Genomic DNA, 24,212 nt, shown 5'->3' with positions numbered 1-24,212 from the left:
GAGCCCCGGCCCCTCACAGCACCTCCTCCCTCAGCCACTCGGCGAACGCCCGGCGGTCGCGGGAGACGGCGTCCCAGTCGCGGTAGTAGTCGTTGTCGCGGACCGAGTACCCCGCCGCGTACGACGGGTGGGCGCCGCCCGGCACTTCGGCCACGGCCGTGACCGCCCAGCCGGGCAGCACCACGGCGCCGGGACGGGGCCGCAGCTCGTCGACGACCTCCTCCACGGTGACCAGCGAGCGCCGGGCGGCCAGCACGGCCTCCTTCTGCACGCCGGGCAGCCCCCACAGCTGGACGTTGCCGCGCCGGTCGGCCTGCTGGGCGTGGATGACGGTGACGTCGGGCCGCAGCGCCGCCACGGCCGCCAGCTCCTCGCCGGTGAACGGGCAGGTCACGGTGGCCACGGTGGCGGTGCGGCCGGCCAGGCCGGTGCCCCGGTAGCCGCGCAGGACGGCGAAGGGCAGACCGCTGGCGCCGGCGACGTAGCGGTTGGCCATGCCCGCGTGGCTGTGCTCCTCGACCTCCAGGGGGCGCGGCCAGCCGTTCTCGACGGCGTCGCGGAAGCGGTGCAGGGAGCCGACGCCGGGGTTGCCGCCCCAGGAGAACACCAACCGGGCCGCCAGCCCCGCGCCGATGAGCTGGTCGTACACGACGTCGGGGGTCATCCGCACCAGCGTCAGATCGGCGGGCGCGCGGCGGATCAGCTCGTGGGCGGCGGCGAACGGGATGAGGTGCGTGAAGCCCTCCAGGGCCACGGTGTCGCCGTCGTGGACCAGTTCGGCCACGGCCTCCCGCAAGCCCACGATCTCGGCCATCTCCACACCCCTGACACGAGGGCTTGTTCGCCCAGCGAACTCTCGTTCACCAACGGCTCGCAGACGAGTGTGGTTCAGGCCCGGAACCCCTGTCAACGGAACGGACAACCCCCGCGCACACGGCCCTCACACCCTGCGGCCCGACCAATCCTCGGACGTATCAAGGCAGTTCCCGAGCCCGCCACCGTCAGAAGTCTTGACTGCCTCGCGCACCGCGACAATCATCGGACCTCTGGCCGAGAAAGCGCTTCCCCGAACTCCCGCACCACCCCACCACGGACACCGCGAGAGAGCGAGCCATGCCGACGACACCCGCACCACGCACGACACCGCGACGATGGCGCACCCTGTGCGCCGCCCTGATACTCGCCCTGGCCACCGCCCTGCTCGGAGCCGCACCCGCCGCCCGGGCCGAGGTGCACCACCCGCGCCAGGAGTGGATGCGCGACTCCACCGCGGGCCTCTTCCTGCACTGGGGCATGTTCACCGCCCCCGCCCACACCGACTGCCGGGCGTGGGAGCGTGACGTCACCGGTGGCGGCTGGAGCGCCGACTACTGGGTGGACGAGGCGCGCAAGCTCGGCGCCTCGTACCTGGTGCTGGCCACCTTCCACAGCCGGCTCGGCTACGCCCGGCCGTGGCCGTCGAAGATCCCGGGCAGCTGCGCCACCGAGCGGGACCTGCTCGGCGAGCTGGTCGCGGCCGGCAAGGCCAAGGGCGTGCACATCATCCTCTACATGACCGACGACCCCCAGTGGCACAACGAGAAGGGGATCGAGACCCTCGACTCGGCGGCGTACTCCGCCTACAAGGGCAAGCAGGTCGACCTGACCACCCGCGACGGCTTCGGCGAGTACAGCTACGACCTGTTCCACGAGGTCATGGACGACTACCCCGACCTGTCCGGCTTCTGGATCGACAACGACAACGCCTACTGGGAGCGCAACAACCTCTACGAGCAGATCCGCGAGAAGCGTCCGTCCTGGCTGCTGAGCAACAACAACGAGGACACGCCGATCATGGACACCGTCAGCAACGAGCAGAAGACCGGCATGACGCCGTCCTACGACTACCCGGCCGCCGTCACCGTCCCGATGCCGCGCCTGACCGAGGCGGACTACAAACTGCCCACCACCGGCGACTGGTGGTACGACGGCGGCAACCACGCCGTCGACGTACGGCTGAGCACCGGCCGCTACATCACCAACGCCGGCTCCTCCATCAAATCGCTGATGGCCGAGACGCCGATGGTGAACGGCAGAATGCCGGCGCAGCAGGAGGCGTTCAACCAGTTCATGGGCCAGTGGGTGGAGCCTGTCCGCGAGTCCGTGTACGGCGTCGAGGGCGGCGGCTACATGTACGGCGGCATGCAGCCCGGCTTCTGGAACGACGGCGCACACGGCGTGGTCACCGTCTCCCGCGCCGACGGCCCGAAGACGCAGTACGTGCACGTCGTCACCCGCCCGCGCACCGACACGGTGCGGCTGCGCGACAACGGCTACACGGCGCAGCGGGTGACGGACCTGCGCACCGGCAGGGAACTGCCGTTCAGCCAGTCCGGCGGCTATCTGTCGATCCTCGGCATCCAGGACTGGGACCAGTACGACACGGTCTTCAAGGTCACGACCGACGGCGCCCAGTCCTACTACCCCGCGGACACCGTCAAGGCCACGGCGACCGCCGAGGCGCCCGGCCACGCCGCGAGCGCGCTGACGGACGGCGACTACGAGACCTACTGGGACAACGACGGCAAGGGCGCCGCCTCCGTCACGCTCGACCTCGGTGAGCGCCGCCACGCCGTCTCCCTGGCGGTCAACCAGCGCGAGTGGTCCCCGACCCACGCCCGTACCTCCTTCGGCCGGCCGGAGGACTCGGCGCGCATCCGGGACTACCGGGTGCTGGCCAGCGGCGACGGCAAGAACTGGAAGCAGGTGCGGGCCGGTGCGCTGCGCAGCGCGCGCGGTGTGCAGTTCATCGACATCGGCGACCAGAACGCCCGCTACCTGAAGCTGGACGTGCGCAGTCTGTGGGGCGGCCCGCAGGCACCCGTCTACCTCGACCAGCTGCGGATCGACGAGATCAAGGTCGCGTACGCGCGTCCCCGGCCCTCCTCGACCGCGCTGCCGTACGAGGCGGAGGGCGCGGCCGCGACCGGGACGGCGAAGGCGTTCGAGTGCCGGGCCTGCTCCGGCGGCGACCGGGTCGACGGACTCGGCGGCGGCAGCGCCAACAGCGTGACGTACACGGACGTCCAGGCCCCCGCCGACGGCGACTACCGGCTGCAGCTCGACCACACGACGGCCCGCGGCGGCAGCCTGTCGGTCGGCGTCAACGGGGCCGATCCCGTCAAGGTGCCGGTCATCGCGGGCAACGCGGAGGTCCCGGAGGCGACCGCCGTGTCCGTACCCCTGCGGGCGGGCGCCAACACGGTGCGGGTCTTCAGCGAGGACGCGGCCGGTCCGGGGCTCGACCGGATCGCCGTCGCCCCGCTGCCCCCGTCGTCGTACACGCCGAAGACCACCCTCACGGTGCGGCCCTACGGGCTGCAGTGGGCCGGCGCGGGGCAGCAGTCCCTCACCGTGAAGGCCACGCTGCGGCTGGACGACGACGACCAGCTCGACAACGTGAACCTGGCCCCGCAGGTGCCCGCCGGATGGACCGTGTCGGGCGCCGCGGCGACGGCCGGCTCGATGCGGCTCGGCCAGACCCTGGAGGGGACCTGGACGGTGACCTCACCGCCCGGGCAGAACATCACCTCCACGGACCTGCCCGTCCGGGCCGGCTTCACCGTGCTGGGCCGCGGCAAGCAGGTCGCGCAGAACGTCCGGCTGCGTCCGCTGCCCGCGGACCGGGTGTGGATGCGGGAGGCGGAGGACTCCGCCAACCTGCCCGGCAGCACCGGGCTGACCGGCTGCGGCGGCTGCTCGGGCGGGGAGAAGGTGCGCAACATCGGCGGCGGCTCCGACGCGGCCGTCACCTTCCCCGGTGTCACGGTGGCGCAGGGCGGCCGGTACACCCTGTACATCGACTACACGGTCAACGGCACCCGTTCGTACGACGTGAGCGTCAACGACGGCGCGCCCACCCGGGTGACGGTCACCGACATCGGCAACAGCACGCCGCGGACGGTGTCCGTACCGGTGACGCTGAACGCCGGGACGAACACCGTGAAGATCTACAACAACGACGACTCGGCTCCGGACCTGGACCGTCTGTCGCTGGGATAGCCGTAGGGTCGACTCCGTGAACATCTTCGGAGTCGACATCGGAGGCTCGGGAATCAAGGGAGCCCCGGTCGATCTCGACCGGGGCGACCTTGCCGACGAGCGCTACAAGGTACTGACCCCCCAGCCGTCCACGGCCGGGGCGGTCGCGGAGAAGGTACGCGAGGTGGCCGACCACTTCGCGGGCTCGACGGGCCCGGTGGGCGTGACGTTCCCGGGCGTGGTCACGCACGGGACGATCCGCACCGCCGCGAACGTCGACAAGAGCTGGATCGGGGTGAACGCCGAGGAGATGCTCGGCGAGCGGCTGGGCCGCCCGGTCACCGTGGTCAACGACGCCGACGCGGCCGGGATCGCCGAGATGGCCTTCGGGGCCGGCCGGGGCCGGGACGGCACGGTCATGCTGCTGACGTTCGGCACCGGCATCGGCAGCGCCCTCTTCCTCGACGGGCGGCTCGTGCCCAACACGGAACTGGGCCACCTGAAGCTGCACGGCCACGACGCCGAGCACTACGCCTCCGCCAAGGCCCGTGAGGACAAGGGCCTGAGCTGGAAGGAGTGGGCGCCGCGGGTCCAGCACTACCTCGCGCACCTGGAGATGCTCTTCTCCCCGGAGCTGTTCATCATCGGCGGCGGGGTGAGCCGCAAGGCCGACCGGTTCCTGGACGAGATCGAGGACATCGAGGCCGAGATCGTGCCGGCGGCGCTGCAGAACAACGCCGGGATCGTCGGCGCCGCGATGGCCGCGGCGACGGCGGCGGGCATGGAGACGTCGGCGGCCGTGTCGGCGGCCCTCGCGGCCGAAAGCCGGACACCGAACGGCTGAAAACCACCCCCTGGACGGGGTTTGTCTTCTACCTTTGGCCAATGGCGGTCCGGGGCGAGTCTGTGGTGTTGCGCCCGGCGACGTCGGGTGACGTCGCCGAGGTGGCGGAGATCTGGCGTTCGGGGTGGGCCGACGCCCATCTGGGGACGCTGCCCGAGTCCCTCGAGGTGCTGCGCACCCCCGAGTCCTTCGACTTACGCGCCGCCGAGCGGATCGACGGCGTCGTGGTCGCCGCGGTCAACGGGAAGGTGGCCGGTTTCGTGCTGGTCGTCGAGGACGAGATCGAACACATCTACGTCGCCCGGGAGCAGCGCGGCGGCGGGATATCGGCGGTGCTGCTGGCCGAGGCGCAGAGCATCGTGGCCGCGAACGGCCACGACCGGGCCTGGCTCGCGATCGTCGCCGGCAACGACCGGCTGCGCGCGCACTACGAACGCGTCGGCTGGCAGGACGAGGGCCCCATGGAGTACCCGGCGTGCGGCGCCGGCGAGCCGATACCCGTCCGCTGCCACCGGTACGCCAAGAAGCTCCTGCGGGGCTGATCCCCCCGCCCGCAGGCACTCCTTGGCCCACCGGCAACCGGGGCGCCCGCGACCGCAGTCCCGCAACAGGGGCCGACCTGCCCTACCGGCGCGCCCGCGGACGCGGGACGTTGGACCGGGCGGCCCGCGGGGACGCGGGGTCCCCGGTCGCGACGGCCGCCGGGAGGTGAGGCCGCCATGCCGATGCTCGTGATCGAGGGCACCTACCGGGTGACGGGAGCCGGACCGGACGGTGACTCCGTCCGCTTCTACCCGGCCGACCCGAACCACTGGGACCTGATACCGGGCCCCCACCGCGTACGCCGCAACCGCGCGGGCGGCGCACAGCTCCGGCTGGACGGGATCGACGCCCTGGAGACCCACTACACCCCGCCGCACGGCACCCGCCTGCACCAGCCGGCGCCGTTCGCCGACGAGGCCGCCGACGCGCTGCTGGCGTGGCTCGGCTTCACCGGTGTGCTGCGCGACGACGACCGCCGCGTCACGGCGGCGGAGCCGGCCCAGGTGCCCGGCTACATCCTGTCCCGGGCGGCCGACGTCTACGGCCGGTGCGTGGCGTTCGCCGGACGCGGGGTGGCGCCGGCGCCCAGCGGCCGGCCGTACTTCGTCGACACGGAGCTGATCCGCCAGACGGCCAACCACCGCCAGCTCGAACAGGGCCTGGCGTACCCGACGTTCTACCGCCGGCTCTACGTCGGCCTGCGCCGCGCGCTGTCGGCCGCCGCGGTCTCGGCACGCGAGGCGGGCCTCGGGCTGTGGCCCTCGGACCTCACCGCGAGCGGCGCCAAGATCGAGGGCACGGGGTCGCTGACGGACGGCGCGGTGCTGATGCCGAAGCTGTTCCGCCGGCTGGCGGACTACCTCGCCCTCGGCGACGGCGACCCGTCGCTCGCCGCCTTCCGCGCGTTCCTCGACCAGCGCGACGACCGGCTGACGGTGCTGTCCACCGGGCAGTTCACGGAACTGAGCACGGTGGTGGAGGTGAGCGACCAGACGGTGCGGATGACACGTCCGCCGGAGGACGTGGTCTTCGACGAGAAGTAGCGGAGCCCTGGGACCTATCCGGCGATGTCGACGCCGTAGCCGCGGGCGAGGACGGCGAGTCCGTGCTCGTAGCCCTGGCCGACCGCGCGGAAGCGCCAGACGGGGCCGCGGCGGTAGATCTCGGCGATGAGCAGCGTGCGCTCCGTCGTGGCCGCGTCCAGCACGGCGAGGGCCAGCGGCGCGGCGCCGGCGCCGGGCGCGAGGGCGGCGCGCACGACGCCGACGTCGCCGAAGGTGGCGTCGCCGTCGACGGCGGCCGCGACGACGACCTTGTGGGTGGCCGGCGGCAGCGAGCCGACGTCGACCGCGACGGTCCTCGTGCCCGGTCCGCCGGCGAGCAGCCGCACGGTCCGCGCGGGGTTGCCGGGCGCGCCGTAGAAGACGAAGTCCTCGTCGAAGATGACCTGTCCGTCCTCGTCGAGTACGAAGGCGACGACGTCGACCTCACCGGGTCCCTGCGGCGGCGTCCACGTCGCGGTGACATGCCACGCGGACGCGGGCGCCGCGCCGGACGGCCCGGGCAGGTCGACCACGCCGCCCGCGGGCAGCAGACGCGGGGCTTCGGGGGGTGTCGGCGCGGCGGCCGCGACGGTCGGCACGCCGGTCCCCGCCACCACCAGCCGCTCCTCGTCGCCCGCGGACGGCTCGAGATCCGCTGTACGCCCCATGCGACGGTCACTCCCCCCACCGGCCGGACTCACGCCGTCAACGGTACGCGAGTGTCCGACCGGCACGGAACCGTCCGTCGCGGCCGTCCGGGGCCGGTCGTTCGCTCAGGTCCACTCGTCGACGACCTCCAGGTTGACGAACCGGGGCTCGGACGTGCACAGCGCGCGGAAGCGGTCGGCGGTGCGCTGGGTCTCCGGCAGGTCGTTGTTGAGCATCGCCTTCTCGTAGGACGGGAACTCGACGATGTCCACGTAGTGACCGGCCTTGTCACGGTCCTGTGTGTGACAGTCCCGGGTCATGGTGCGCTTTCCCTCGGTCGCCTGCATCCAGTCGTCGAAGACCTGGCTGACCTCCTGCGCACGGTCCGTTTCGTATTCAATGATCTGGACGAACTTCATCGCTCTCTCAGCTCCCCTTCGCGTACTCGGTCGCCATGGGGCCGGCGAAGTCGTAGACGACCACCGGCTCGTCGCCCACGACCCAGGCGTCGTGCCCGGGGGGACAGACGAAGACGTCGCCCGGTCCGGCTTCGATCTCCTGGCCGTCGTCCATGCGGACGTGCATCCGTCCCTGCACCATGAATCCGTTGTGGTGGACCATGCAGCTCTCGGTTCCGGCGATGGGCTTCACCGACTCGGACCACCGCCAGCCCGGTTCGAACGTGCCGACGGCGAAATCCAGCCCGGTCAGGTGAAGTGCTTCCAGGTGGCCGCGCGGGAAGTCCCGCCGCTCGTCCGGCTTGTCGATCGTCTTCACTTCAAGCATGGCGTTACCTCGATTCCAGTGACCATTCCAGTGTGCGCTCCACCCGCGTACGCGTACAGCCGAGCGTGGAAAATCAACGCGACTGGTCGATTTCCCTTGCCTCGGGCAACCGCCGCATCCGGCGGAGCGGCGAAAGGAAAGCCGGAAGGAAACTCGCCGTCATTCCGGCCGCGCCGATCCACAGCGTGGTCCCGGCCCCGAACACCGAACCGGAGACCCCGCCGAGGACCCCGCCCAGGGGAAGGCCGCCCCAGGAGACGAAGCGGGCCGTCGCGCTCATCCGGCCGAGCAGCCGGTCCGGGGTCAGCGCCTGCTGGAAGCTCGACTGGGCCACGACGCGCACCACGCCGCCGAACGAGAGGGCGGCGAGTCCGGCGGCCGCGGCGTACACGCTCCAGCCCGGCCGGGCCAGCGGCATCAGGGCCGTCAGCGGGCAGGTGACGAGCGGCGCGATCCAGATGACCGGCCCCTGTCCGACGCGACGGGAGATCGCCCTCGCCGTGAGGGCGCCCAGCAGGGCGCCGCAGCCCATCCCGGACAGGACGAGGCCGATACCGAAGGAGGCCAGGCCCAACTCCCGTGCCAGGAAGACCATCAGCATGGTCTGGTACCCGATGAGGAAGAGGTTGAATATCCCGTCCACGACGACGGTCGCCCGCAGCACGGGCTGTCCGGCGACGAATCGGAGCCCTTCCTTGATTTCCCGTGCCAGCCGCGGGTTCCCGCCCGGTTCGGGTTTCGGCTCGCGTTTACGGATACCCGTGGCGAGCAGCCCCGATATCGCCATCCCGGCCGAACTCACGACCAGCGTCGCGGGTGCCCCCACCCAGCCGACGAGCGGCCCCGCGACCCCCGGCCCGCTGATACTCGTCACCGAACGGATGGCGGAGAGTTTGGAGTTCCCCTCGACCAGGTTCTCGCGCCCCACGAGATGCGGGAGATAGGCGACGTACGCGACGTCGAAGAAGACCGTCAGCACGCCGTGCACGAGTGCCGCCGCGTACAGCCACCAGATGGTGAGCGTGCCGGCCCACCACGCCACGGGTACGGTCAGCAGCACCAGGGCCCGGGCGAGGTCCGTGCTGATCATCACCGAGCGTTTGCGCATCCGGTCCACCCACGCGCCCGCGGGCAGCCCCACCAGCAGCGAGCCCGCCATCGTCATCGCGCTCAGCAGGCCCACCTGGAGCTCGTCGGCCCCCAGCGCCACGATCGCGACCAGCGGCAGCGCCAGGAACACGATGCGGTCCCCGAGCTGGCCGAGCGCGGTGGCGGCGGACAGCCGTCCGAAGTCCCCGTCGCGCAGGAGCCCTCCGCGCCGGGAGCGAGCCGTGGTGTCCGTCCGCGCGTCAAGATCCATCCGGGCAGCCTAACGACGATCACGCGGGAGAAAACCCTTTGTACGGGGAAACCGTCCCTCCCTACCCTCTCCCCAAGCGTTCAGGGAGCCGAGTAGGTCGGCACCAACCGGGCCGAGAGAGCCGCCGGCAGCTGCGAAGGCGGTCCCGGAGTCCGGCCGAAGACACTCCTGAGAGCCGTCGGGGCAGCGCGTCCCGGGAGGTTCTGCGCGCGGGGAGGAAATGCCCCGCCGGGTGGCCCCCGTCAGCGGGCCGTGAGAGGCCGCTCCCGCGCGGGCGGTGAAAGTGCGGTGGTACCGCGAGTTCCCTTCTCGCCCGCACTCCCAAGGGGTCATGCCGAGGTCCCTGGAGGACTGCGATGATCCGTCCTGCGACCCGGGTGCTCGCCGCCGAACTGGCCGCGCACGCCGGGGAATCCGTCGAGGTGTGCGGCTGGCTGCACCGGCGGCGCGCCCTGAAGTCCGTGACGTTCCTGATCCTGCGCGACCGGTCCGGTCTCGCCCAGGTGGTGCTGCCCGCGGGCGGCGAGGACCTGCCCGAGGAGACCGTGCTGCGGGTGCGCGGCACCGTGGTGCCCGACTCCGCCGCGCCCGGCGGCGCGGAGGTGGCCCGGGCCGAGGTCGAGGTGCTGTCGTCGCGGGCCGCGCCGCCGCCGTTCGACCTGTACCGGCCGGCCGTACCCGCGAGCCTGCCCACCGTCCTGGACCACGCGCCCGTCGCGCTGCGGCATCCGCTGCTGCGGGCGCCGTACGAGATCGGCGCCGCGTCGGTGGCGGGGTTCCGGGCGGCGCTGGACGGGCTGGGGTTCACCGAGATCCACACGCCCAAGGTGGTGTCGTCCGCCACCGAGTCGGGGGCGAACGTCTTCGCGCTCGACTGGTTCGGGCGCCGGGCGTATCTCGCGCAGTCGCCGCAGTTCTTCAAGCAGGCCATGGTCGGTGTCTTCGAGCGCGTCTACGAGACGGGGCCCGTCTTCCGCGCCGAACCGCACGACACCGCCCGCCATCTCGCGCAGTACACCAGCCTCGACGCGGAGCTGGGCTTCGTCCGCGACCACCGGGACGTGATGGCCGTGCTCCGTACGGCGGTCGCGGGGATGACCGCGGCCGTCGCCGAGCGGGCGCAGCGGGCCGTACAGGCCCTCGGGGCCGTCCTTCCGGAAGTGCCGGAGGAGATCCCCTCGCTGCACTTCGCCGAGGCCATGGAGCTGCTGGGGGCGGACGAGCCCGACCTGTCGCCGGAGCACGAGCGGCGGCTCTCGCGATGGGCGCTGGAGGAGCACGGCAGCGAGTTCCTCTACGTCACCGGCTATCCCATGGCCAAGCGCCCGTTCTACACCCACCCGGAGCCCGGCAGGCCCGCCTGTTCGAACAGCTTCGACCTCCTCTTCCGGGGGCTCGAACTCGTCACCGGCGGACAGCGGCTGCACCGGATCGAGGACTACGAGGCGGCCCTCGCCGCGCGCGGTGAGCCCCGCGAGCCCTACGCCGGTTATCTGCAGTCCTTCGCCCACGGGATGCCCCCGCACGGCGGCTTCGCCCTGGGCCTGGAGCGGTGGACGGCGCGCCTCACGGGGGCGGACAACATCCGCCGCACCACGCTCTTCCCGCGCGACCTGCACCGGCTGACGCCGTGACGGCGGGTGCGGCCACGGATTGAGCGCTGCGCGTGTCCCACGCGTACCACGTGGTGGCGCCGCGCCCGGCGGCGCCGCCACGTCCCGACCCGAGGAGGCACCATGGCACGTCGCACCGCCACCCTGCTCGCCGCGCTCTCCCTCGCACTCGTCGGCCTCGTACCGGCGTCCGCGTCGGCCTCCACCGAGGTCACCGCGTACACCGCGCAGTTGTCCGGCGCGCAGGAGGTACCGCCCAACTCCTCCCTGGCCCGCGGCTCCGCGGTGCTCCAACTCAACGCCGACGGCACCGCGCTCGAGTTCCGGCTGATCGCCGCGAACATCGAGAACGTGGTCATGGCGCACATCCATGCCGCCCCGGCCGGCACCAACGGCCCGATCGTGGCGTTCCTGCTGCATCCGCAGAGCGACCCGGGCCGCTCCGACGGCGTCCTGGCCACCGGCACCATCACGGCGGCCAACCTGACGGGCCCGCTCGCCGGCCAGTCGCTGGACGCGCTGGTGGCGGCCCTCGAGTCGGGCGGCGCGTACGTCAACGTCCACACCACGCAGCTGCCGGCGGGCGAGATCCGGGGGCAGATCCACTGATCCGCCGATCGGGCGATCCGCTGAACCGCCTAGGATGCGGGGCATGATCGACTCCACCGCGGGCCCGGACGGCGCCGACACCGACACCGACGTCGCCATCGCCGCCGCCCGGGCCGGCGCGGACGTGGTCCGCTCGATGTACGGCGGCAGGCTGTCCCGTATCGACAAGGGGGGCGGCGACTTCGCCACCGCCGCCGACGTGGCGGCCGAGCAGGCGATCCTCGACGTCATCCGCTCCGCCCGGCCCGGCGACTCGGTGCTCGGCGAGGAGGGCGGGCGGCGGGGCGCCGCCGACGCGGCGAGGCAGTGGCTGGTGGACCCGCTGTGCGGCACGCTCAACTACGCCGTCGGCAACATGCTCGTCGCGGTCAACGTGGCGCTGCGCGACGGCGCGGCCGCCGTCGCGGACCCCTTCAGCGGCGAGGTCTTCTTCACGGACGGGACGACGGCCCGGGTACGCCGCGACGGCACGGACACCCCCCTGTCACCGACGCCCACCACCCGCCTCGTGGACGTCAACCTCGATCCCCCGTTCCCGAGCGCACCCGGCACCCGCGCGGTGAACCTCCTCGCCCACCCCGACTTCGTGGCGGACTTCCGCCCCCGGGTGGTGTCCACAACGCTCGCGCTGACCTGGGTGGCGGCAGGCAAACGAGCCGCGTACGTAACAGACGGCACGGACCTCACCACGAGCGTCCACTTCGCCGCAGGCATCGCCGTATGCAGAGCAGCAGGCTGCGTCGTAACGGCACTGGACGGCACCCCACTGGAGCCGAACGCAAGGGGCCTGCTGGCAGCATCGGACACACAAACACACGCACAACTCCTGACACTGCTCAAGCCGTAACCCAGGCCACGCAAGCCCCGAGACCAAGGCGAGCAGCACACATAACAGCCCGGCCGGCGTTTGAGGCCGAGGCGCGAAGCGCCGACACAGCCCGGCCGGCGTTTGAGGCCAGAGGCGCGAAGCGCCGATCCGGGGGCCCGGGGGCGAAGCCCCCGCAGCGGTAGGCGCCAATCAAGCCCGGCCGGCGCCTGAGGCCAAGGGCGCGCAGCGCCGATCCGGGGGCCCGGGGGCGGAGCCCCCGAAGGTTTTTCGGTGGCGACCCCCCGCCGGAGGCGCTTAGCATCCGCGTGTATGACACCACCCCCGCCCCACCCCCAGGTCCCGGACAAACCCTCCCTCACCGGCCTCGAGCAGAAGTGGTCGACGAACTGGGACGCACAGGGTGTACACCGGTTCGACCGGTCGAAGCAGCGGGCAGAGGTGTTCTCGATCGACACACCGCCGCCGACGGCGAGCGGCAGCCTCCACGTCGGCCACGTCTTCTCGTACACCCACACCGACACCGTCGCCCGCTACCAGCGGATGCGGGGCCGCGAGGTCTTCTACCCGATGGGCTGGGACGACAACGGCCTGCCCACCGAGCGCCGCGTCCAGAACTACTACGGCGTCCGCTGCGACCCCACCCTGCCGTACGACCCGGACTTCGTCCCGCCGGAGAAGCCCGGCAAACCGCAGCTGCCCGTCTCGCGGCGGAACTTCATCGAGCTGTGCGAGCACCTCACCACCGAGGACGAGAAGGCGTTCGAGGCCGTGTGGCGGCAGCTGGGCCTGTCCGTCGACTGGACGCTGACGTACCAGACGATCGACGCCGGCTCACGCGCCGCCTCCCAGCGCGTGTTCCTCGACGCGCTGGCCCGCGGCGACGCGTACGGCGCGGCGGCGCCCACGCTGTGGGACGTCACGTTCCGTACGGCCGTCGCGCAGGCGGAGCTGGAGGACCGCGAGCGCCCGGCGGCGTTCCACCGGCTGGCGTTCCACCGCCCCGACGGCGGCACGGTCGTCATCGCCACCACCCGCCCCGAACTGCTGCCCGCCTGCGTCGCGGTCGTCGCGCACCCGGACGACGAGCGGTACGCGGAGCTGGTCGGCTCCACGCTGCGTACGCCGGTCTTCGGCGTCGAGGTGCCCGTCCACGCCCACCCGCTCGCCGACCCGGAGAAGGGCTCGGGCCTGGTGATGGTCTGCACGTTCGGCGACACGACGGACGTCACCTGGTGGCGCGAACTCGACCTGCCCGCCCGCCCGGTGATCGGCTGGGACGGCCGTTTCCTCGCCGAGCCGCCGCGGGGCGTCGACCCGCAGGCGTACGCGGAACTGGCGGGCGCCACCGCGTACACCGCCCGCGAGCGCGTCGTCGCGCGGCTGCGCGCGAGCGGTGACCTGCTGGGCGAGCCGGAGCCGATCACCCACAAGGTCAAGTTCTACGAGAACGGCGACAAGCCGCTCGAGATCGTCACCACCCGCCAGTGGTATCTGCGCAACGGCGGCCGCGACGCCGTCCTGCGCGAGGAGTTGCTGGCCCGCGGGCGCGAGCTCGTCTGGCATCCGCCGCACATGCGCGCGCGGTACGAGAACTGGGTCGAGGGCCTGAACGGCGACTGGCTGGTCAGCCGGCAGCGCTTCTTCGGCGTGCCCATCCCCGTCTGGTACCCGCTGGACGAGCACGGGGAGCCGCGGTACGACCGGCCGATCACGCCCGACGCCGCCGCGCTGCCCGTCGACCCGAGCGCCGAGGCGCCCGCAGGCTACGAGGAGGACCAGCGCGGCCGCCCCGGCGGCTTCGCCGGCGACCCGGACGTCCTGGACACCTGGGCGACGTCCTCGCTCAGCCCGCAGATCGTCGGCGGACGCTGGCGCGACGAGGACCTGTTCGCGCGGGTCTTCCCGATGGACCTGCGCCCGCAGGCGCACGACATCATCCGCACCTGGCTGTTCGCGACGGTGGTCCGCAGCAACGCCGAGCACGGCTCGCTGCCGTGGCGGCACGCGGCGATCTCCGGCTGGATCCTGGACCCGGACCGCAAGAAGATGTCCAAGTCCAAGGGCAACGTGGTCACTCCGGCCGCCCTGCTCGACCAGCACGGCTCGGACGCGGTCCGCTACTGGGCGGCGAGCGCCCGGCCCGGCACGGACACCGCGTTCGACCCGGGCCAGATGAAGATCGGCCGGCGGCTGGCCATCAAGCTCCTCAACGCGAGCAAGTTCGTGCTGGGTTTCGGCCCGGCGGCGGGCGAGGTCACCGAGCCGCTGGACCGGGCGATGCTCGCGGAGCTGGCGGCGACGGTCCAGGCGGCCACGGACGCCTTCGAGGAGTTCGACTACGCGCGGGCGCTGCAGCGCACGGAGGAGTTCTTCTGGCGCTTCTGCGACGACTACGTCGAGCTGGTGAAGGCCCGCGCGTACGGCGACGGCGGCGAGGGCCCGGGTACGTCCTCGGCGCGCGCGGCGCTGGCGCGGGCGCTGTCGGTCCTGCAGCGGCTGCTCGCCCCGTTCCTGCCGTTCGCGGCGGAGGAGGCGTGGTCGTGGTGGCAGGACGGTTCGGTCCACCGGGCGCCCTGGCCGGACGCCGCGCCGCTGCGCCGGGCCGCGGGCGGGCAGGACGGCGCGCTGCTCGGCACGGCGGCGGCCGTCATCGCCGCGGTCCGCCGGGCCAAGTCCGAGGCGCGGGTGTCGATGCGGGCAGAGGTCGGCCGGATCACCGTCCACGGCAGCGCGCCCGAGCTCGCGGCGTACGCCCTGGTCGACGGCGACGTCCGGGCGGCCGGGCACATCGGGGCGGTGGACCGCAGCCCGTCGGAGGGCGGGCTGCGCGTGGCGGTCACGATCTGATACGAGCGGGTCACTCAGCGGTACGGTGTCCTGCGGGAGGGCGCCGTACCGGCCCGCGCACTGTGATTCTTCGCATGCGGGGCGGGCCTGTCGCGGCTCAATTACCCGCTGGTAACGTCTGGTCGGTCAGGGCTGCGCCGGGCGCCGGCGGGGCCGATAGCGTCGTCGGTGCAGACGAGGAGCAGCAGCCTTGCGCGAGTTCACAGTTCCGGCCCTGTACGAGGTGCCCGCCGACGCGAGCCTGACCGATCCGGTCCGCCGCAACGCCGCCGAGTACCCCGACCGGGCCGTGCTGGCGCGCAGGACCGACGCCGGGTGGCAGGACGTCACCGCCCGCGCCTTCCTGGCCGAGGTCCGCGCGGTGGCCAAGGGGCTCGTCGCCTCCGGGGTGGGCCCCGGCGACCGGGTCGCCCTGATGTCGCGGACCCGGTACGAGTGGACGCTGCTGGACTTCGCGATCTGGAGCGCCGGCGCGGTCTCCGTGCCCGTCTACGAGACGTCCTCGCCCGAGCAGATCGAGTGGATCATCAGCGACTCCGGCGCGGTGGCCTGCGTCGTGGAGACGGCCGCCCATGAGGCGGCGCTGGACACGGTGCGCGGCGACCTGCCGCTGCTGGGACACGTCTGGCAGATCGAGGCCGGCGCCGTCGACGCCCTGACCGCGGCGGGCGCCGGGGTGAGCGACACCGTGCTCGACGAGCGCACCGCCGCCGTCCGCGCCGACGACCTCGCCACGATCGTCTACACCTCGGGCACCACCGGCCGCCCCAAGGGCTGCATGCTCACCCACCGCGCCTTCCTCGCGGAGTGCGGCAACATCATCGCCCGGCTGGGCCCGCTGTTCGGCGAGGGCGGCTCGGTGCTGCTGTTCCTGCCGCTGGCGCACGTACTCGGCCGGATCGCGGAGATCGCGGCGGTGATGGCCCCGATCAAGCTGGGGCACGTCAGCGACATCAAGAACCTCACCGGGGAGCTCGCGGCCTTCCGCCCCACCCTGCTGCTCGGTGTGCCCCGGGTCTTCGAGAAGGTCTACAACTCGGCCCGGGCGCAGGCCCGCGACGGCGGCAAGGGCCGGATCTTCGACCGGGCCGCCGAGACCGCCATCGCGTACAGCCGGGCGCTGGAGACCCCTGCCGGCCCGGGGGTGTCGCTGCGGCTGCGGCACCGCCTCTTCGACCGGCTGGTGTACGGGCGGCTGCGCACGGTGCTGGGCGGACGGGCCTCGTACGCCATCTCCGGCGGCGCGCCGCTGGGCGAGCGGCTCGGGCACTTCTACCGGGGCCTCGGCTTCACCGTGCTGGAGGGCTACGGGCTGGGCGAGTCGTGCGCCGCGACCACGTTCAACCCGCACGACCGGCAGAAGATCGGCACGGTCGGCCTGCCGCTGCCCGGCAGCACGGTGCGGATCGGCGAGGACGGCGAGGTGCTGCTGAAGGGCGAGCACCTGTTCCTCGGCTACTGGAACAACGACAAGGCGACCGCCGAGGCGCTCGACGGCGGCTGGTTCCACACCGGTGACATCGGCGAGCTGGACGCGGAGGGCTATCTCCGTATCACCGGCCGCAAGAAGGAGATCATCGTGACCGCGGGGGGCAAGAACGTCGCCCCCGCGGTCATCGAGGACCGGATCCGGGCGCACGCGCTGGTCAGCGAGTGCATCGTGGTCGGGGACGCGCGCCCGTTCGTGGCCGCGCTGGTGACGCTGGACGAGGAGTTCCTGCGCCGTTGGGCCGCCGAGCGCGGCCGCCCGGAGGGCGTGACGGCGGCGGAGCTGCGCGACGACCCGGAGCTGCTGGCGGAGGTCCAGCAGGCGGTCGACGACGGCAACGCGGCGGTCTCGCGCGCGGAGGCCGTACGCAAGTTCCGCGTCCTGGACGGCCAGTTCACCGAGGAGTCCGGCCATCTGACGCCGTCGCTGAAGCTGAAGCGCAACGTCGTTCTGCGGGACTTCGCGGATGAGGTCGAGGCGCTGTACGCACGGTGAGCTGGTCCGGCCGGCCCATGCGGGGCCGGCCGAACCAGGCCCTGATCAGGTCAGCGCATAGGCCCGCACCACCGTCTGCACCGTCCGGTCGCCCGCGCCGTCGTCCGCCGTGACCCGGAGCGAGACGTAGCCGGAGGTCGCCACGCGTTCGGGGTGGCGCAGCGCCGCCTGGGCGGTGCCGTCGTCGTGGACGTTCAGCTGGTCCGCCGGCTGCCAGGTGGCGCCGTCGTCGTACGAGACCTCCACCCGCCGGACCTTCGCCGCCGGGCCCATGTAGCCGGCCGGGCGCGACGTGGTGACGTCGAAGGTGAACAGCCGACCGGACGGGGCCGCGTTGGAGAGGTCGACGGGGATGTCGTAGCCGACGAGAATCAGCGGCAGCGCCTCACAGCCCGTGTCGCCCGGGAAGACCTCGGCGCAGCCCGGCGCGCTGGTGCCCGGGGCGGGCGGCGCCGAGTGGAACGAGAACGACGTGTCCGTCCGCGAGCCGAGCGTGTCGAGAGCGGTCAGCCCGCGGTCCACCCGGAGGTCCATCCGGTAGCCGGCCTCCCGCTGGACGAAGAGGTCGGCCGGGGCGTACTGGACGCCGTCCCGGTAGTAGGTACGGGTCATCTTCCCGCCGTCCGCCCCGAAGTGGCGGGCGTCGGAGTCGCCGTAGGGGGCGACGGACAGCGTGATCCCCTCGTCGCCCCGGCACATCGGGCAGGGCAGCAGCTGCGGCACCGTCGGGTGCATCGGGGCGCGGCCCCAGTCGCGGTGGTAGGTGCGACCGGCCTCGTACGACGTGGCGGGTTCCTGGAAGTACGTCGCCGACAGCGGCGAGTGGTTCACGCGCTGGGAGTACTGCGCGTCCTTCGCGTACACCAGGTCCGTGCGGGTGCCCGGCGCCCAGTGGTAGTCGCCGGTGCGGAAGTTGCCGGTGTACCAGGGGTACAGCGCGTACGTGGAGTCGTAGGCGAGCCGGCCGACGCCGTCCGCGTGGTAGGTGTTGTCCAGCCGCGCGTAGTCGGCGGTGGTGGTGCGCACCGTCGGGTCGGCCGGGATCGCGCCCGCGGCGTGGAACGGCACCCGGTAGGTGAAGCGGCTGTTCATCCGCCCGCGCAGGGTGACCGTCACCGGCCCGTCCGCGAGGGCCGCGAGCAGGGCCTGGCCGGCGGCGTGAGGGGTGGCCAGCATCGGAACGGGGGAGGTTCCGGCGTCCTGCGCCAGCGTGGTGCCGGCGGTGGGCCGGACCGCCAGGACGGCCGCCGCGCCGTACTGCTTGGCCAGGGCGGCCTGCGGGGCCAGCCAGCCGTTGGCACGGACGACCACCAGCTTCCCCGCCACGTCGTGCGCGGCGAAGTCGGCGGCACTGCCGGTGCCGACGTCGACGGCCGTGAGCCGGCGGATGCCATCGAAGCGCGGGCTCTGCACGGTGGACAGCAGGGGCATGGCGGTCGGCTCGGTGCTGTCCGCCGCCTGCCAGGTTCCGGTGAAGACGGGGTCGCGGAGCTCGTGGTCGACGGTGAGGTCGAAGCGTCCGTGCTCGGCGGTGGTGGTGGAGGGGATCACGCCGAACTCGGTGGTCCGGTCGGACAGATCGACGCTGGTGCCCACACCCACGAAGACACCGTTCGGCCGCTCGCGCATCGCGTTGACGGCTGTCACCCCGCCCTGCACCGGTCGTCCCTCGTCGGTGACGTCCGCCCGTACGGGCCGTGCCTTGCGGGCGTCGAGGGTGATCGTCCGGTCGGCGTCGATCGCGATCTCGGGCTCGGCGAAGAAGTCGAGGTTCTGCACGAACCTGCGGTCGTCGTACGTGGTGAGGATCGCCTGCACGGCGTAGCGGCCCTCGGGGAGTACCAGGGTCTGCTCCCCCTGGTCCAGCAGGGCACCGCCGGTGACGAGAGCGTCCTTGGAGGCCACGTCGACGATCTGCAGGGTGGTCTGGCCGGCGGCCTTGCCGTCACGGCCGGTGAGCTTGAACTTCACGGTGCGGCGCGGCGCCTGCTTGACGAAGCCGACCGCCGTGGTGAGCGCCACGCCGTCGGCGTGCGCACGCAGGTAGCCGTTGTAGCGGCCGGTGGGAGCGTGCGACGGGTCGACGGCCAGCGTCACCGCCGTCGTGCCGCCCGCGGGGACGGTGACCTGGGAGTCCGAGAGCGTGACGGCGCCCGCGGGCACCTCGTCGCCGCGGTCAAGGGCGAGGTCCAGGGAGAGGGTGGCCGGCGCGGTGCCGGTGTTGGTGTACGTGACCTGGCGGGTCTGCACGGACGCGTCCGCGAACAAGTCGCCGAAGTCGGCGGTGGAGGTGGCGAACACCGACTGCGCAGACGCGCGGTCGACGGCGACGCGGCCCGTGCCCTGCTCGTACACCGTGGCGCCGGCGGTGGTCTCGGCCGTGGACACCAGCGCGTCCTTCAGCAGCTCGGGCCGCCAGTCGGGGTGCTGCTGTACGAGCAGCGCCGCCGCGCCCGCCACGTGCGGGGTGGCCATGGAGGTGCCGTCGGCCGCGGTGTAGGAGGCGTTGACGGGGGTGCCCATCGTGGTGCCGGCGGCTCGGGGGGCGACGATGCCCACGCCCGGCGCCGTGATCTCGGGCTTGATGGCGCCGGAGGCGGTGGGGCCGCGGCTGGAGAAGGACGCGAGGGCGTCGCGGTCGTCCACGGCGCCGACGGTGAGCGCGCGCTTCGCGATGCCCGGGGTGCCGATGGTGCCGCGGCCGGGGCCGGCGTTGCCCGCGGCGACGACGAAGAGGGTGCCGGTGGTCTCGGTGAGGTTGTCGACCGCCTCGCTCAGGGAGTCGCTGCTCTCGTTCGTCTCGGCGCCGAGGCTCATGCTGACGATGTCGGCGCCCTGGGCGACGGCCCATTCGATGCCGGCGATGACGGTGGAATCCGTGCCGTCGCCGCTGTTGCTCAGCACCTTGCCGACGAGCAGCTTCGCGCCGGGGGCGACGCCCTTGTAGCGGCCGCCGGACGCGGCTCCGCTGCCCGCGATGGTGCCGGCGACGTGGGTGCCGTGGCCGCGGCCGTCCTGCACGCCCTGCCCGGCGATGAAGCTCTTGGAGTCGAGGACCTTCCCCGCCAGGTCGGGGTGGTTGAAGTCGATGCCCGTGTCCAGGACGGCGACCTTCACCCCCGTGCCGTCGTATCCCTTCGCCCACACCGCGGGCGCGCCGATCTGCGGGACGCTGACGTCCAGGGACGCGGTGACCTTCCGGTCGAGGGAGATGCGGGCCTTGGGACCCTTCACCACGTCCTGGAAGAAGGCGTGGGCGTCCTTCTTGGACACCGCGACGGCGTTGGCGCCGATCGAGGTGAGCGGGGTGCGGCGCTTGACGCCGTGTACGGCGGCGGCGCGGGAGTCCAGGGTGGACTTCGCGGGGGCGCCGGCGTAGTCGACGATCAGCGGCAGGGTGGTGCTGGAGGCGTCGTCGCGGCCTTCGGCGACGAGGCGGGTGACGTTGAACAGCTCCTTGTCCAGCCGGCCGGTGGACAGCCCTTCGGCGGCCGCCTCCGGGTAGACGTAGGTGGAGCCGTCCGCGCCGGTCTCGGTGCGGAACAGGGTGGAACCGCCGGGGGTCGGCACGGTGGTGACGGACGCCCGGCCGTCGGCGCCGGTCGTCACCGTCACCTGGTCGCCGGTGACCAGGGTGACGGTGGCCGTGTCCGGGGCGGCTGCGGGCCAGGTGACGAGTTGCGCGGTGGACTGCTCGGCGGGCTCACCGGCCCAGGCCGCCGCCGGGGCGAACAGGGTCAGGGCGAGCGCGGTGGCCAGCAGGGCGCGGCCGGCCGGCTTCGGCGGGGATGGACTGGCGGCGGACATCGGTGGGTCCTCTCGAGCGGGGGCGGTACGGCCGGATCCGTCGTGACGGATCCGGCCGCGCCCATGCTCGAAGCCCCGGTCCCGGTGATCAACGCCCTACGGTGGCGAGAACACGGCCTGTCGCGATCCCGCCACCCGTCACCGGCTCCGGGCGACTCCCGCCCGTGGCCCGGCACCGGCGGCGCCGAACCGCTCCTGGGCGTCCAGCACCTCGTCCGCGTACCGGGCCGCCCAGCGGCCCATCGCCTGCATCGGCTCCAGCAGCGCCTCGCCCGCCTCGGTGAGCGCGTAGTCGACGCGCGGCGGCGCCTCGGCGTAACTCCGATGCTCGATCAGGCCGTTGTACTCCAGGCGGCGCAGCGCGTCGTTGAGCACCTTGGGGCTGATCCCGCCGATGCGCGACAACAGGGCGCGTGGGCGCATCGGGCCGCCCTCGCCGAGGGTGAACACCACGACGCTGTCCCAGCGGTTGGCGAGCACCTCGAAGGCGACGCGGGCCCGGCAGTCGGCGGTGAAGTCGGCCCGGGGCAGGGCGAGAGGCTGATCCATGCCGTCCATCCTGCCCCAGCCGATACACACCGGGTGGTGTGCGTCGGACTGCCTAGCGTCGGGGACACGACCGGCCGTCCCGGCCCGTCGTGTTCACCACGGGGCAAGGAGCACTCCCATGCGTATCGGCATACTCGGCACCGGCTCGATGGCCGCCTCCCTCGGCGGCGCCTGGGTCCGCGCGGGCCACGACGTCGTGGTCGGCGGGCGCGACCCTCGGGCGGCGGCCCGGACCGCCGCGCGGGCCGGCGCCGCGGGCCACGGCGCGCTGCGGGACGCGGCCGACCACGGCGAGGCGGTGCTGGTAGCGCTGCCCGCCGCGGCCGGGCCGGACGTGGTCAAGGGCCTGCCGCTGGACGGCCGTACGGTCATCGACTGCAGCAACGCCCTCGCGCCGGAGGAGGGAGGGCTGATGCTGTCCCCGGGCTCCGCGGCCCAGCGGCTCGCCGAGGCGGTGCCCGGTGCGCATGTCGTCAAGGCCTTCAACCTCTGCCACGAGAGCGTCTGGACCCTCCCCCGCCCGGAGTTCGAGGGCGCTGCGCTGGCCGTGCCGTACTGCGGCGAGGACCCCGGCGACCGGGTCGCCGCGCTCATCGGCTCGATGGGCTGCACCCCGCTGCCGTGCGGCGGCCTGGACCGCGCCCCGTACCTGGAGGCCACCGCGGCGCTCGCGATCGGGATCTGGTGGGCGGGCGGCGAGCCGCGCTTCGCGCTGCCCTCGCCCGGGGAGGTCACGGCCGGCTGAGCGGCGCGGACCCGCCGCCGATCCACCAAGGGGTGACGGGGGGTTGGGCAGGCGGCGAAAGCCTGTCAGGATCATCGCCTGGAGAAGCCGTGAAGGAGGCGTTCCGCCATGCCCTCTGCTGCCTTACCAGTCAGAGTCCGACTGATCGCTCCGCTCGCCCTCGGCGCCGCCCTCGCGTCGGCCGCCGTCACCATCCCGCCCGCCGCGCACGCGGCGGCACCGCCCAAGTCACCCGTCGCCGTCGGCAACGGCGGCGCGGTGGCCAGCGTCGACGCCGACGCGACCGCCGCCGGCATCGAGGTGCTGCGCGACGGCGGCAACGCGGTCGACGCGGCCGTCGCCACCGCCGCCGCCCTCGGCGTCACCGAGCCCTACTCGGCCGGTGTCGGGGGCGGCGGCTACTTCGTGTACTACGACGCCCGTTCGCGCACCGTGCACACCCTCGACGGCCGCGAGACGGCGCCGCTGAGCGCCGACGCGGGGCTGTTCACCGAGAACGGCGTCCCGATCCCCTTCGCGGACGCCGTGACGAGCGGGCTGTCCGTCGGCACCCCGGGCACACCGGCCACCTGGGACCGGGCGCTGCGGCAGTGGGGCAGCCGGTCGCTGGGGACGGTGCTGCGGCCGGCGGAGAGGCTGGCGGCCGACGGCTTCACCGTCGACCAGACGTTCATCGACCAGACCGCGGCGAACCAGGCCCGCTTCCGCGACTTCCCCGCGACCCGCGAGCTGTTCCTCCCCGGCGGCTCCCTGCCGGTGCTGGGCAGCACCCTCGCCAACCCCGATCTGGCCGCGACGTACCGCCAGCTGGGCCGCGAGGGCGTACAGGCGCTGTACGCGGGCGACATCGGCGCGGACGTCCTGGAGACCGTGCAGCACCCGCCGGTCGATCCCGCGTCCACCCGGGTCGTACGGCCGGGCAAGCTCGCCGCGGAGGACCTGGAGCAGTACGCGGTACGCCAGCAGCGGCCGACTCAGGTCCACTACCGCGGCGTCGACGTGTACGGGATGGCCCCGTCGTCGTCCGGCGGCACGACCGTCGGCGAGGCGCTGAACATCCTTCAGGGCACCGACCTCTCGGCCGCCGACTCCACCCGCTATCTGCACCGCTACCTGGAGTCGACCCGGATCGCGTTCGCCGACCGCAACCGCTGGGTGGGCGACCCGCGCTTTGTCGACGTACCGACGAAGCAACTCCTGTCGCAGGCGTACGCCGACTCCCGCGCATGCCTCATCTCCGACGACCGTGCGCTCACCAGCCCCCTGGCGCCGGGCGATCCGACGCAGCGGCCGGCCGAGGGGTGCGCGACGGGCGGCACGGCCGTCCCGACGGGCTACGAGGGGCCGAGCACCACCCATCTCACGGTCGCCGACAAGTGGGGCAACGTGGTGGCGTACACGCTCACCATCGAGCAGACCGGCGGCAGCGGCATCACGGTGCCGGGGCGCGGCTTCCTGCTGAACAACGAGCTGACGGACTTCAACTTCGTCCCGCTGGTGGCGGGTGTACCGGACCCGAACCTGCCCGGTCCGGGGAAGCGGCCGCGCTCGTCGATGTCGCCGACCATCGTGCTGCGGGACGGCCGGCCGCTGCTGGCGACGGGCTCACCGGGCGGCGCGACGATCATCACGACCGTGCTGCAGGTGCTGACCGGCCGCCTCGACCGCGGGCTCACCCTCCCGCAGGCCATCGCGGCGCCGCGCGCCAGCCAGCGCAACGCGGCGGCGACGCAGGCGGAACCGGGCTTCCTGGCGCTGCCGGAGCGCACCGCGCTGGAGGCGCTGGGCCACGCCTTCACGAGCGTCGCGGAGATCGGCGCGGCGACGGGCGTCGAACGCCTCCCGGACGGCCGCTGGCTGGCCGCCGCGGAGCCGGTACGCCGAGGAGGCGGCGCGGCGGCGGTGGTGTCGCCGTCGCCGTGACCACCGCTCCCGAACGGTGCGTTGGTCCACCCGGCTGACGCGCTGGTACGGACCGAGGAGCG

General features: G+C 73.1%; 18 protein-coding genes. 11 read left to right on the top strand and 7 right to left on the bottom strand.

Annotated elements, in window-relative coordinates:
• Positions 1 to 13: 13 nt before the first annotated feature.
• Entirely contained in the window at positions 14 to 814 is an 801-nt protein-coding gene (locus AB0M28_RS11505; protein WP_365401525.1) for a CoA-transferase, read from the bottom strand.
• Positions 815 to 1,113: 299 nt separating this feature from the next.
• Between AB0M28_RS11505 and AB0M28_RS11500 the strand changes: the two genes are divergently transcribed.
• The 4 genes from AB0M28_RS11500 (at position 1,114) to AB0M28_RS11485 (ending at position 6,450) form a co-directional block, all read left to right on the top strand.
• The gene (locus AB0M28_RS11500; RefSeq protein WP_365401522.1) at positions 1,114 to 4,041 is read left to right on the top strand and encodes a CBM35 domain-containing protein; all 2,928 of its coding nucleotides are present in this window, start codon (positions 1,114 to 1,116) and stop codon (positions 4,039 to 4,041) included.
• A gap of 16 nt (positions 4,042 to 4,057) precedes the next feature.
• Positions 4,058 to 4,864, top strand: coding sequence for a polyphosphate--glucose phosphotransferase (gene ppgK / locus AB0M28_RS11495; protein WP_365401519.1), 807 nt, complete (start codon positions 4,058 to 4,060; stop codon positions 4,862 to 4,864).
• Positions 4,865 to 4,905: 41 nt separating this feature from the next.
• A complete protein-coding gene (locus tag AB0M28_RS11490) occupies positions 4,906 to 5,406 on the top strand; it encodes a GNAT family N-acetyltransferase (RefSeq protein WP_365401517.1) in 501 nt (166 codons plus the stop codon).
• A gap of 177 nt (positions 5,407 to 5,583) precedes the next feature.
• Complete coding sequence (locus AB0M28_RS11485) at positions 5,584 to 6,450, top strand: nuclease (protein WP_365401514.1); 867 nt, start codon at positions 5,584 to 5,586, stop codon at positions 6,448 to 6,450.
• A gap of 14 nt (positions 6,451 to 6,464) precedes the next feature.
• On the opposite strand, the gene AB0M28_RS11480 is transcribed toward AB0M28_RS11485, so the two are convergent.
• The 4 genes from AB0M28_RS11480 to AB0M28_RS11465 form a co-directional block, all read right to left on the bottom strand.
• Positions 6,465 to 7,118, bottom strand: a complete 654-nt coding sequence (locus tag AB0M28_RS11480; RefSeq protein ID WP_365401511.1) for a TerD family protein — start codon at positions 7,116 to 7,118, stop codon at positions 6,465 to 6,467.
• A 105-nt stretch (positions 7,119 to 7,223) separates the two neighbouring features.
• Positions 7,224 to 7,517 (bottom strand): hypothetical protein, encoded by a 294-nt coding sequence (locus AB0M28_RS11475; RefSeq protein ID WP_365401508.1) that lies wholly within the window; start codon positions 7,515 to 7,517, stop codon positions 7,224 to 7,226.
• Between the two features lie 7 nt (positions 7,518 to 7,524).
• Complete coding sequence (locus AB0M28_RS11470) at positions 7,525 to 7,884, bottom strand: cupin domain-containing protein (RefSeq protein WP_365401505.1); 360 nt, start codon at positions 7,882 to 7,884, stop codon at positions 7,525 to 7,527.
• Positions 7,885 to 7,957: 73 nt separating this feature from the next.
• Entirely contained in the window at positions 7,958 to 9,244 is a 1,287-nt protein-coding gene (locus tag AB0M28_RS11465; protein ID WP_365401502.1) for an MFS transporter, read from the bottom strand.
• A 356-nt stretch (positions 9,245 to 9,600) separates the two neighbouring features.
• On the opposite strand from AB0M28_RS11465, the gene aspS reads away from it, so the two are divergent.
• The 5 genes from aspS to AB0M28_RS11440 all read left to right on the top strand — a co-directional run bounded on the left by aspS (position 9,601) and on the right by AB0M28_RS11440 (position 17,126).
• A complete protein-coding gene (aspS, locus tag AB0M28_RS11460) occupies positions 9,601 to 10,878 on the top strand; it encodes an aspartate--tRNA(Asn) ligase (protein ID WP_365401499.1) in 1,278 nt (425 codons plus the stop codon).
• Between the two features lie 102 nt (positions 10,879 to 10,980).
• Positions 10,981 to 11,466, top strand: a complete 486-nt coding sequence (locus AB0M28_RS11455) for a CHRD domain-containing protein (RefSeq protein ID WP_365401496.1) — start codon at positions 10,981 to 10,983, stop codon at positions 11,464 to 11,466.
• A 43-nt stretch (positions 11,467 to 11,509) separates the two neighbouring features.
• A complete protein-coding gene (locus AB0M28_RS11450) occupies positions 11,510 to 12,313 on the top strand; it encodes an inositol monophosphatase family protein (protein WP_365401493.1) in 804 nt (267 codons plus the stop codon).
• A gap of 291 nt (positions 12,314 to 12,604) precedes the next feature.
• Positions 12,605 to 15,142, top strand: a complete 2,538-nt coding sequence (valS, locus tag AB0M28_RS11445; RefSeq protein ID WP_365401491.1) for a valine--tRNA ligase — start codon at positions 12,605 to 12,607, stop codon at positions 15,140 to 15,142.
• A 190-nt stretch (positions 15,143 to 15,332) separates the two neighbouring features.
• Positions 15,333 to 17,126 carry an AMP-dependent synthetase/ligase gene (locus AB0M28_RS11440; RefSeq protein ID WP_365401488.1) on the top strand — a complete coding sequence of 598 codons (1,794 nt, stop codon included), beginning with the start codon at positions 15,333 to 15,335 and terminating at the stop codon, positions 17,124 to 17,126.
• A 45-nt stretch (positions 17,127 to 17,171) separates the two neighbouring features.
• On the opposite strand, the gene AB0M28_RS11435 is transcribed toward AB0M28_RS11440, so the two are convergent.
• A complete protein-coding gene (locus AB0M28_RS11435) occupies positions 17,172 to 20,933 on the bottom strand; it encodes a S8 family serine peptidase (RefSeq protein WP_365401485.1) in 3,762 nt (1,253 codons plus the stop codon).
• A 138-nt stretch (positions 20,934 to 21,071) separates the two neighbouring features.
• Positions 21,072 to 21,482, bottom strand: a complete 411-nt coding sequence (locus tag AB0M28_RS11430) for a helix-turn-helix domain-containing protein (RefSeq protein ID WP_365401482.1) — start codon at positions 21,480 to 21,482, stop codon at positions 21,072 to 21,074.
• Positions 21,483 to 21,600: 118 nt separating this feature from the next.
• On the opposite strand from AB0M28_RS11430, the gene AB0M28_RS11425 reads away from it, so the two are divergent.
• Positions 21,601 to 22,227 carry an NAD(P)-binding domain-containing protein gene (locus AB0M28_RS11425; RefSeq protein ID WP_365401479.1) on the top strand — a complete coding sequence of 209 codons (627 nt, stop codon included), beginning with the start codon at positions 21,601 to 21,603 and terminating at the stop codon, positions 22,225 to 22,227.
• Positions 22,228 to 22,335: 108 nt separating this feature from the next.
• A complete protein-coding gene (ggt, locus tag AB0M28_RS11420; protein WP_365401477.1) occupies positions 22,336 to 24,150 on the top strand; it encodes a gamma-glutamyltransferase in 1,815 nt (604 codons plus the stop codon).
• The last annotated feature ends 62 nt before the right edge of the window (positions 24,151 to 24,212 follow it).

The sequence above is a fragment of the Streptomyces sp. NPDC051940 genome, from assembly GCF_040680895.1.
GTDB lineage: Bacteria > Actinomycetota > Actinomycetes > Streptomycetales > Streptomycetaceae > Streptomyces.
The sequence above is the reverse complement of the archived record's forward strand: the minus strand, read 5'-3'. Positions and strand labels throughout refer to the sequence as shown.